The following is a 9,243-nucleotide window of genomic DNA, read 5'->3' on the forward strand; positions in this document are numbered from 1 at the left end:
GAACCAGGCGCCTTCCCGGGCAAGGAAGTCCAGGATTGGGCTGCGGCCATCAAGCGGGCGTGACCCTAATGACCCCAGCACCGTCATTGCGTTGACCAGCACAGACTATGAACCAGAATCCCACGACAAAAAAAGAGTTATCAGCATAGCTCGCGACTGCTGGGCGCTTTCAGTTACAGTGTTGCCGGAATCGGGCGCAGGAGCCCGCAACAGATTTGGGGGCGGGACTCATGCAAATGTTGGCTAAGTTCGAGCCCGTCCATGCTCAACCCTGATTACCCGGAGGCGCCGTGCGCGACATCCAAATCCGCAAGCTAAGTCTCAAGTCCGTGTTCAAGCTGATCGCCATCGGGCAGTACCTGGCCTGGATCCCGTTCGCGATCGTGTGCGCCATCGGCTCTTTCTTCGGCTTGGGCTCGATCCAATGGAACGGCCGCGTCCTGGAGGGCCTCGATGCGCTATTGATGAGTCCGGTGATCGGCTTCCTCATCGCCACCGGCATCACGCTGGTCGTAGGCACGAGCACCGCCGCGGGGCTGTGGCTGTGGTCCAAGCTGCGCCCGCTCAACCTACGCGTCAAGAACGTCGATACCGCCACCTGAACCGCATCTCGGGTCCGCAGGCGCACGGCGTCGGCCTGCCATCACAGCCCGCGACCTGCGTCTCCTGGACTTCACGCAGCGCCGCGCCGAACTGCATGCCAGCAGTCGATCTGGAACAAGGCCGCAGACGTGACTAGACCTAGCCGTTCAAAGAAGCGACATATGGCCATCCAACCGCAGAGCCTCACGACTTTGCAAAGCGCTGGCCACCTGTCGAGGTGATCGGCGTTTGGTTGTTCTACATAGCCCTGCTCCGCATAGTCTTCCTAACGCCGCAGACCATATTGAGCTGGCCACTGGTGTGATGCACGGCCGGCTCTGCCCGAAAACCTGCTTCTCCGAACTACGGCCATTTCCTGATGTCGAAGTTCATTGAAAGTGGAAACTTGATTCCATTCAAATCAATGAGTTGGGGAAATTTGGTTCATCCACTTTGCACTCGCTGGTTCATTGAACATGGCGTTCTTTCCCAGAAAGTTCATTGAACCTGGGTGCATCACATCGCGAGGCCCCATACCAGGCCGCTTGGCCAACCCTACAACGGCCGTGCTCTAGACGCGGTTGACGAACGACTGCCATCGGCCAGGTGCGGTCAGCCGACGATTCCGGATATGCTGCTTCCACATACAAGCAACCCGAAATTCTAGTTCCAGACGAAATGATGACAAATGTTCGAGTGGGCTATGAGCAACAACTATGCGACCTCGTCGAATCCTCTGAGCAACTGATGGCTGCGCTGCGGGCGGTTCGCTGCCTTGGTTTGCCCTCGTGGTGCATCGGTGCAGGGGCCATCAGATCCTTGGTTTGGGATAGCTTGCATGGCTTTCAGGAGCCCTCGAACTTGGATGACGTGGACGTTGCGTACTTTGATGCTGATGCGCCTCCAGCTCTGGATGCCGAACTTCAAGAGCGGCTGCATTGGCTCCTTCCCTCGCTCACTTGGGAAGTGACAAACCAGGCCAGAGTGCACGAGTGGTTCGCAGAAGCCCTCGGCCAGGTGGTTTCACCCCTAACGTCTTTGGACGATGGGCTGGCCACTTGGCCAGAGTTTGCCACTTGCGTTGGCATTTACCTGGACGGTGATGAATCATTGAAGGTCATAGCGCCGTACGGATTGAATGACCTGTTTGAACTGCGCGTTCGGCACAACCCTCGGCGGGCGAGCGTCTCAACGTTTATGCACCGGGTGAATTCCAAGCGATTCAGCCACCGATGGCCTCGGCTTTCAATCTGTACACCCTGACCGCACATAGGACCGCTTTGGGTCGGAATCGGCCTGTCGTCCAATTGCAGAGCAGGTAGAGAGCGGCGGTCGTTCGCCGCCCGTATTGAGCGTACACGGCCAAAGCGGGGCCTGGCGGGCGTCGCACACAGGTCAGGCGCCTTGGGTTGCCAGCCACACGGAGGCTTCACCCCGAGGCTGACAGGCGGCATCGCCAGTGCATGGCACACGAAATCGGACCTACAGGGACGAAATCCGGCTGGAGGCCGCACCAGCGCTTGTATATCGAAAATTCTCGATTCCCAAACTGGATGACGTAAATCCCAAGTTGGATGAATTTCGACAACTATATGGGGACGCTACCCGTTCCAACTTGAGTGACACAAATTCCAAGTTGAATGACATTCGACAGATAGCCCGCCCTGCCCGCTCAAGATGTAACAGGCCGCCCCCACCCCCTTGAACCCCACCACATCATCCCTATAATTAGCACTCGACTCCGGTGAGTGCTAACAGTCTCCCGGGCCAACCCGATCATTCACTTTCTTCTTAAGTAACAGGAGTTCCTCATGGCCTTGCGTCCCCTGGGCGATCGCGTGATCGTCAAACGCCTCGAAAACGAGCGCAAGACTGCGTCGGGCATCGTCATCCCCGACAGCGCCGCTGAAAAGCCCGACCAGGGTGAAGTCGTGGCCGTCGGCCCCGGCAAGAAGACCGAAGACGGCAAGATCCTGCCGGTCGACCTGAAGGCTGGCGACAAGGTTCTGTTCGGCAAGTACGCCGGCCAGTCCGTGAAAGTTGACGGCGAAGAGCTGCTCGTCATCCGCGAGGACGAAATCCTCGCCGTGGTCCAGTAAACCCTGCCTCAAACGAATTTTCGAAGGAAGCTAACAAATGGCTGCCAAGCAAGTATTGTTCGGTGACGACGCCCGCGTGCGCATCGTCCGTGGCGTGAATGTCCTCGCCAATGCTGTCAAGACCACCCTGGGCCCCAAGGGTCGCAACGTCGTGCTGGAGCGCTCGTTCGGCGCCCCGACCGTGACCAAGGACGGCGTGTCCGTCGCCAAGGAAATCGAACTGAAGGACAAGTTCGAGAACATCGGCGCCCAACTGGTCAAGGACGTTGCCTCCAAGACCTCCGACAACGCCGGTGACGGCACCACCACCGCCACCGTGCTGGCCCAGGCCATCGTTCAGGAAGGCCTGAAGTACGTTGCCGCCGGTTTCAACCCGATCGACCTGAAGCGCGGCATCGACAAGGCTGTCGCCGCCGCCGTCGCCGAACTGAAGAAGCAATCCAAGCCGGTCACGACCAGCAAGGAAATCGCTCAAGTCGGCTCGATCTCGGCCAACAGCGATTCCTCCATCGGCCAGATCATCGCTGACGCGATGGACAAGGTCGGCAAGGAAGGCGTCATCACCGTCGAAGACGGCAAGTCGCTGGAAAACGAGCTGGACGTCGTCGAAGGCATGCAATTCGACCGCGGCTACCTGTCGCCCTACTTCATCAACAGCCCGGAAAAGCAAGTTGCCGTGCTGGAAGACCCGTTTGTCCTGATCTTCGACAAGAAGATCAGCAACATCCGTGACCTGCTGCCCGTGCTGGAACAAGTCGCCAAGTCGAGCCGTCCGCTGCTGATCATCGCCGAAGACGTCGAAGGCGAAGCGCTGGCCACCCTGGTGGTGAACAACATCCGTGGCATCCTGAAGACCACCGCCGTCAAGGCCCCGGGCTTCGGCGACCGCCGCAAGGCCATGCTGGAAGACATCGCCATCCTGACGGGCGGCACGGTGATCTCCGAAGAAACCGGCATGTCGCTGGAAAAGGCCGGCCTGGCTGAACTGGGCCAAGCCAAGCGCATCGAAGTGGGCAAGGAAAACACCACGATCATCGACGGCGCTGGCGACAGCAAGTCGATCGAGGCTCGCGTCAAGCAAGTCCGTATCCAGATCGAAGAAGCCACGTCCGACTACGACCGTGAAAAGCTGCAAGAACGCGTGGCCAAGCTGGCCGGCGGCGTTGCCGTGATTCGCGTTGGCGCTGCCACCGAAGTCGAAATGAAGGAAAAGAAGGCCCGCGTCGAAGATGCCCTGCACGCTACCCGCGCTGCTGTGGAAGAAGGCGTCGTGGCTGGCGGCGGCGTGGCTCTGCTGCGTGCCAAGCAAGCCATCGCTGACCTGAAGGGCGACACGCCTGACCAGAACGCCGGTATCAAGCTGATCCTGCGCGCTGTGGAAGAGCCCCTGCGCACCATCGTCACGAACGCCGGCGAAGAAGCCAGCGTCGTGGTCAGCAACGTGCTGAACGGCAAGGGCAACTACGGCTACAACGCCGCGACCGGCGAGTACACCGACCTGGTCGAGCAAGGCGTGCTGGATCCCACCAAGGTGACCCGCACCGCCCTGCAAAACGCTGCCTCCGTCGCCAGCCTGCTGCTGACGGCCGAAGCCGCCGTGGTCGAACTGGCCGAAGACAAGCCCGCTGCCCCGGCCATGCCGGGTGGCATGGGCGGCATGAGCGGCATGGACTTCTAAGTCCCGCCTACCCTGCAAGGCCTCCCCGGCTTCGGCCGGGGAACAGTACCCCGAGAAACCCCCGGACCTTCGCCCCGGGGGTTTTTCTTTTTGTGCAAAGCGTTCCTGGCCGCCCGGTTCTGCGACGCACCGATGTCCCGAGTCGGAACACTTGCCTACAAGTTGCGGGTTTCGCGGCGACGCATGCGTCCCTACAATGAGGGATCCCAAGCCCGAGCCCTGTCCCATGCGTCTACCCCAGAGCCTGCGTGCCCTGCGTCCGTCCGAGATTGGCGGGCTGCTGATGGATTCCGCCAACCAGTGGTCGACCCACCGCGCGTCCAGCAAGGGCGCCGCGCTGGCGCTGTACATGGTGTTTTCGCTGGCGCCGATGCTGATCCTGGTGATCGCGGTGGCGGGCGCCTTCTTTGGCGAAGACGCGGTGCGGTCGGAATTGTTCTCGTCGCTGCGCGACCTGACGGGCGAGCGCGGCGCCGAGGTGATCCAGACGGTGCTGGCCAGCGCCCATGAGTCGGGCGGCGGCTGGATTGCGGCGCTGATCTCCATTTTCGTGCTCATCTTCAGCGCCACCACGGCCTTCGCCGAACTGAAGGCCAGCCTGGATGACCTGTGGGAAGTCTCAGCCAACCAGAAAGGCGGGCTGCACGGGATGGTGCGCAGCCGCATGCTGTCGTTCGGCCTGGTGCTGGTGCTGGCGCTGTTCCTGCTGATTTCGCTGACGGTGAACGCGGCGCTGGGCGCGGCGCGCAAGTACTACGGCGACCTGTGGGCCGCGTCCGCCTTCGCGACGGTGGCCGACTGGATTTCCACCGCGTTCTCGTTCTCGGTGGTGGTGGCGCTGTTCGCGGTGATCTTCAAGCTGCTGCCCAGCGCGCGGATTTCCTGGCGCGACGTCATTCCGGGCGCCATCGTGACGGCGGCGCTGTTCCTGGTGGGCAAGTGGGGCATCGGGGTGTATCTCAGCCGAGGAGCCGCCGTGTCGGCCTATGGCGCAGCGGGCTCGCTGATCGCGTTGCTGCTGTGGATCTATTACTCGGCGCAGATCTTCTTTTTTGGCGCGGTGTTCACGCGCCAGTTCGCGCTGCGCTTTGGCCGTGCGGCCAAGCCGCCTACTCCCTGACGCCACGCGCCTTACGGCGCCTCTGCCGGCTCCAGCCCTGCCATCAAACGCAGGCACTTCAAGAACACGGGCCGCAGTTCAGGTGGAATCGGCGCCAGCACCTCGGCCTCGACCTCGGCGTCCCGCGGCAGCACGCGGGCCAGCAACGCCATGCCCTCGTCGGTGATTTCCAGCGCGTAGGCGCGTGCGTCCTGTGCCGAGCGTGTGCGGCGCACGTAGCCCTTGGCCGTCATGCGCGCGATCATTTCCGCGAAGGAATTACGGTCCAGCGCGATCAGCTCGGCGATGCGGCTTTGCGTCGCGCCGGGGTTCTGGTGCACCGTGATCAGCAGCGCCTTCTGGCGCGGCGTCAGGTCTTCTTCGGGAAACGCCTGCGCAAACAGCCCCTCGGCCCGGAAATGGGCGCGCCGCAGCAAGTGGGACGCCACCTGGGTCAGGTCGAAATCCTGCAACGTTTGGGGCGGGGCTGAACGGGATGCGGGCATCGGGCGGTTCCTTGAAATACGCGTGGCGATTGTAGGCGCTGACCTTGCCCCCTCCGGCAAAACCCGGCATTGACTTCGCCTTGGCACCTACTTACTATCGCCATAATAGTACGTATACGTACTTTATAAGCAAGGCCTGACCCGGTCGCCAGACCGCCACGGCCCCTTCAGGAATCTCGATCATGACGATCCGCCAACTGCGCAACTACATCGACGGCCGTTTCGAAGACGGCGCGTCCACCTTCGACAAGCACAGCCCGGTGGACGGCGCCCTGATCGCGCAAGCCCACGAGGCCAGCCGCGAACAAGTCGACCGCGCCGTGGCCGCCGCGCATCGCGCCCTGCCCGCCTGGGCCGCGCTGCCCGTCGCCGCCCGCACCGAGCACCTGCTGGCGCTGGCCGACGGCATCAATCGCCGCTTCGACGACTTCCTGCAGGCCGAGATGGGCGACACCGGCAAGCCGGTGTCCTGGGCCAGCCAGATCGACATTCCGCGCGGCGCGGCCAACTTTCGCGCCTTTGCCGAACTGGCCCGCACGCTGGACATGGAAAGCTACCTGACCGACACGCCCGACGGCCGCCAGGCGCTGAACTACGCCTATCGCAAGCCGCTGGGCGTGGTGGGCGTGATCTCGCCGTGGAACCTGCCGCTGCTGCTCCTGACCTGGAAGGTCGCGCCCGCGCTGGCCTTTGGCAACACCGTCATCATGAAGCCATCGGAAGTCACGCCGTCCACCGCCACCCTGCTGGCCGAAGTGGCGCGCGACACCGGCCTGCCGGCCGGCGTGCTGAACCTGGTGCACGGCTTCGGCCCGGCGTCCGCGGGCGAATTCATGACCACGCATCCCGACATCGACGGCATCACCTTCACCGGCGAATCGGCCACGGGCGCGGCCATCATGCGCGCCGTGGCGCCGGGCGTGAAACCAGTGTCATTCGAACTGGGCGGCAAGAATGCGGCGCTGGTATTCGCCGACGCCGACTTCGATGCCGCCGTGGACGGCACCGCGCGCTCGGTCTTCGCCAATTGCGGCCAGGTCTGCCTGTGCACCGAACGCGTGTATGTCGAACGCCCGATCTACGAGCGCTTCGTTGCCGCGCTGGCCGAGCGCGCCCAGGCGCTGCGCATCGGCTGGCCCGACGACCCCGCCACCGGCATGGGCCCCCTGGTGTCGCGCGAACACCGCGAGAAAGTACTGTCGTACTTCGCGCTGGCCCGCGAAGAAGGCGCCACCGTCGTCACCGGCGGCGGCATCCCCGAATTCGGTGACGCCCGCGACGCCGGCGCCTACGTGCAGCCCACCATCTGGACCGGCCTGCCCGAGACCGCCCGCTGCATCAAGGAAGAGGTGTTCGGTCCCGTCTGCCACGTGGCCCCCTTCGACACCGAAGACGAGGCCATCCGCCTGGCCAACGACACCCGCTATGGCCTGGCCGCCGCCGTCTGGACCCAGAACCTGACCCGCGGCCACCGCGTGGCCCAGGCCATGAAAGTCGGCCTGGCGTGGGTCAACTGCTGGTTCCTGCGCGACCTGCGCACGCCCTTCGGCGGCAGCGGCCTGTCCGGCATCGGCCGCGAAGGCGGCCGCCATTCGCTGCACTTCTACACCGAACCCACCAACGTCTGCATCAAGCTCTAGGCCTCCAAGGAAACCACCATGACCACCGCCCCCGTCAGCGCCACCGTCGTCGCCGGCAAAGCCACGCCCCGCGGCAAGTATCCCCACATCAAGCGTGCCGGCGACTTCCTGTTCGTCTCCGGCACCAGCTCGCGCCTGCCCGACAACCGCATCGCCGGCGCCGAAGTCGACGCCCTGGGCACGGCCACGCTCGACATCCGCGTGCAGACCCGCGCCGTCATCGAGAACATCCGCGACATCCTTGCCACCGCCGATGCCACCCTTGCCGACGTGGTCGAGATCAGTACTTTCCTGGTCAACATGAACGACTTCGGTGGCTACAATCAGGTCTACGGCGAGTTCTTCAACGCCGATGGGCCGGCACGCACCACCGTGGCGGTGCATCAGCTGCCGCACCCGCAATTGCTGATTGAAATCAAGGCGGTCGCCTACAAGCCGCTCGCGCGTTAAGCCTTCCCCGCGCACGGCCATGGCGCGCGACCGCCTTCCGGCTTTTCCTTCGGAACAGGATCCCCGCCCCCGGCGCCCCGCCGGGACGGCCGCGCGCATGTCGAACTTCCGCATCACGCCCAACGCGCTCAGCCACAAGCTGAAACTGCACCAGTTGCAGATCTTCGAACGCGTGCTGGCGCGCCGCTCGCTGTCGCGCGCCGCCAGCGAACTGCACCTGACCCAGCCCACCGTCACCAAAGCCATCCACGACCTGGAAGCCTTCTTCGGCGCCACCCTGTTCGAACGTTCCAACCGCGGCGTCACCCCCACCGAACTGGCCCTGGTCCTGGGCCGCCGCGTGCACGCCATGATGGCCGAGATCCGCTACATGGCCGACGACATCGACGCCGTCCTGGGCGGCGCCAGCGGCCACGTCGTCGTCGGCACCCTGATCGCCGCGTCCGCCAAGCTGCTGCCCGAAGCCATCGCCCGCCTCATGACCGACCACCCCGGCATCCAGGTCACCGTCCGCGAAGGCCCCTCGGCCCAGCTCCTGCCCGCCCTGGCCACCGGCGACGTCGACATCGTCGTCGGCCGCCTGCCCGGCCCCGACATGGCCTCGATCTCCGGCGTCGCCGTCGACCACCACAAGCTCTACCGCGAAGACCTGTGCCTGGTCGTCGGAGCCCAGCACCCCTTGGCCCGCTCCCCGCAGATCGCCCTGCCCGACCTGATCGACCACATCTGGATCCTGCCCGCCCCCACCTCGCCCCTGCGCGCCTCGATAGAACGCACCTTCTTCGACGCCGGCCTGCGCCTGCCCGCCCGCCACGTAGAGTCGCTCTCGCTCCTGACCAACATCGGCATCCTGATGCACAGCGACGCCCTGGCCCTGATCCCCTACGACGCCGCCGCCCAATTCCTCGCCATGGGCCTGCTGGCCCGCCTGCCCACCACCGTCTTCGGCACCTTCGGCGACGTCGGCTACTCCATCCGCGCCGACCGCCCCCTGACCCCCGCCTGCCAAAGACTGGTGGACTACCTGAAGCAAATCACGGCACAACGCCCCCCAACACCAACAACCGAATAGACGGCCAAGCCACCCACCGCCAGGCACACACAAGCAGTCGCCAAGCCAACTTCAGCCGCCATCCCAAACGCGCCACACAAGCCCCTACCCCCCACAACGGCGGGCAAAGCCCGCCAC

Annotated in this window: 9 protein-coding genes; 8 read left to right on the forward strand and 1 reads right to left on the reverse strand. The window is 64.1% G+C overall.

All coding sequences use genetic code 11. The features are described from left to right. Window positions 1-290: 290 nt before the first annotated feature. The 5 genes from AC6LJ2_RS12805 to AC6LJ2_RS12825 all read left to right on the forward strand — a co-directional run bounded on the left by AC6LJ2_RS12805 (window position 291) and on the right by AC6LJ2_RS12825 (window position 5,479). A complete protein-coding gene (locus tag AC6LJ2_RS12805) occupies window positions 291-602 on the forward strand; it encodes a hypothetical protein (protein WP_263909785.1) in 312 nt (103 codons plus the stop codon). 727 nt (window positions 603-1,329) lie between these two features. After that, window positions 1,330-1,845 carry a nucleotidyltransferase family protein gene (locus AC6LJ2_RS12810; protein WP_498151491.1) on the forward strand — a complete coding sequence of 172 codons (516 nt, stop codon included), beginning with the start codon at window positions 1,330-1,332 and terminating at the stop codon, window positions 1,843-1,845. Between the two features lie 548 nt (window positions 1,846-2,393). Then, the gene (groES, locus tag AC6LJ2_RS12815) at window positions 2,394-2,681 is read left to right on the forward strand and encodes a co-chaperone GroES (RefSeq protein WP_006221616.1); all 288 of its coding nucleotides are present in this window, start codon (window positions 2,394-2,396) and stop codon (window positions 2,679-2,681) included. A gap of 37 nt (window positions 2,682-2,718) precedes the next feature. After that, complete coding sequence (gene groL, locus AC6LJ2_RS12820) at window positions 2,719-4,359, forward strand: chaperonin GroEL (RefSeq protein WP_498151486.1); 1,641 nt, start codon at window positions 2,719-2,721, stop codon at window positions 4,357-4,359. Between the two features lie 226 nt (window positions 4,360-4,585). After that, window positions 4,586-5,479, forward strand: coding sequence for a YihY/virulence factor BrkB family protein (locus AC6LJ2_RS12825; protein WP_445657500.1), 894 nt, complete (start codon window positions 4,586-4,588; stop codon window positions 5,477-5,479). 11 nt (window positions 5,480-5,490) lie between these two features. Here the strand turns inward: AC6LJ2_RS12825 and AC6LJ2_RS12830 are convergent, their stop codons facing one another. Then, window positions 5,491-5,964 (reverse strand): MarR family winged helix-turn-helix transcriptional regulator, encoded by a 474-nt coding sequence (locus AC6LJ2_RS12830; RefSeq protein ID WP_498151487.1) that lies wholly within the window; start codon window positions 5,962-5,964, stop codon window positions 5,491-5,493. A gap of 182 nt (window positions 5,965-6,146) precedes the next feature. On the opposite strand from AC6LJ2_RS12830, the gene AC6LJ2_RS12835 reads away from it, so the two are divergent. From AC6LJ2_RS12835 to AC6LJ2_RS12845, 3 genes are all read left to right on the forward strand, one after another. Continuing rightward, window positions 6,147-7,604 carry a 2-hydroxymuconic semialdehyde dehydrogenase gene (locus AC6LJ2_RS12835; protein ID WP_498151488.1) on the forward strand — a complete coding sequence of 486 codons (1,458 nt, stop codon included), beginning with the start codon at window positions 6,147-6,149 and terminating at the stop codon, window positions 7,602-7,604. 18 nt (window positions 7,605-7,622) lie between these two features. Next, window positions 7,623-8,054 carry a RidA family protein gene (locus AC6LJ2_RS12840; RefSeq protein WP_263909759.1) on the forward strand — a complete coding sequence of 144 codons (432 nt, stop codon included), beginning with the start codon at window positions 7,623-7,625 and terminating at the stop codon, window positions 8,052-8,054. A 97-nt stretch (window positions 8,055-8,151) separates the two neighbouring features. Beyond that, the gene (locus AC6LJ2_RS12845; protein WP_498151489.1) at window positions 8,152-9,126 is read left to right on the forward strand and encodes a LysR substrate-binding domain-containing protein; all 975 of its coding nucleotides are present in this window, start codon (window positions 8,152-8,154) and stop codon (window positions 9,124-9,126) included. The last annotated feature ends 117 nt before the right edge of the window (window positions 9,127-9,243 follow it).

Source organism: Achromobacter sp. 1014246743 (assembly GCF_059760725.1).

What these genes read in the sequence shown, in the direction of transcription:
- AC6LJ2_RS12810 (WP_498151491.1), top strand. Translation starts at nt 1,330, where the DNA reads ATGGCTGCGCTGCGGGCGGTTCGCTGCCTTGGTTTGCCCTCGTGGTGC.
- groES (WP_006221616.1), top strand. Translation starts at nt 2,394, where the DNA reads ATGGCCTTGCGTCCCCTGGGCGATCGCGTGATCGTCAAACGCCTCGAA.
- groL (WP_498151486.1), top strand. Translation starts at nt 2,719, where the DNA reads ATGGCTGCCAAGCAAGTATTGTTCGGTGACGACGCCCGCGTGCGCATC.
- AC6LJ2_RS12825 (WP_445657500.1), top strand. Translation starts at nt 4,586, where the DNA reads ATGCGTCTACCCCAGAGCCTGCGTGCCCTGCGTCCGTCCGAGATTGGC.
- AC6LJ2_RS12830 (WP_498151487.1), bottom strand. Translation starts at nt 5,964, where the DNA reads ATGCCCGCATCCCGTTCAGCCCCGCCCCAAACGTTGCAGGATTTCGAC.
- AC6LJ2_RS12835 (WP_498151488.1), top strand. Translation starts at nt 6,147, where the DNA reads ATGACGATCCGCCAACTGCGCAACTACATCGACGGCCGTTTCGAAGAC.
- AC6LJ2_RS12840 (WP_263909759.1), top strand. Translation starts at nt 7,623, where the DNA reads ATGACCACCGCCCCCGTCAGCGCCACCGTCGTCGCCGGCAAAGCCACG.
- AC6LJ2_RS12845 (WP_498151489.1), top strand. Translation starts at nt 8,152, where the DNA reads ATGTCGAACTTCCGCATCACGCCCAACGCGCTCAGCCACAAGCTGAAA.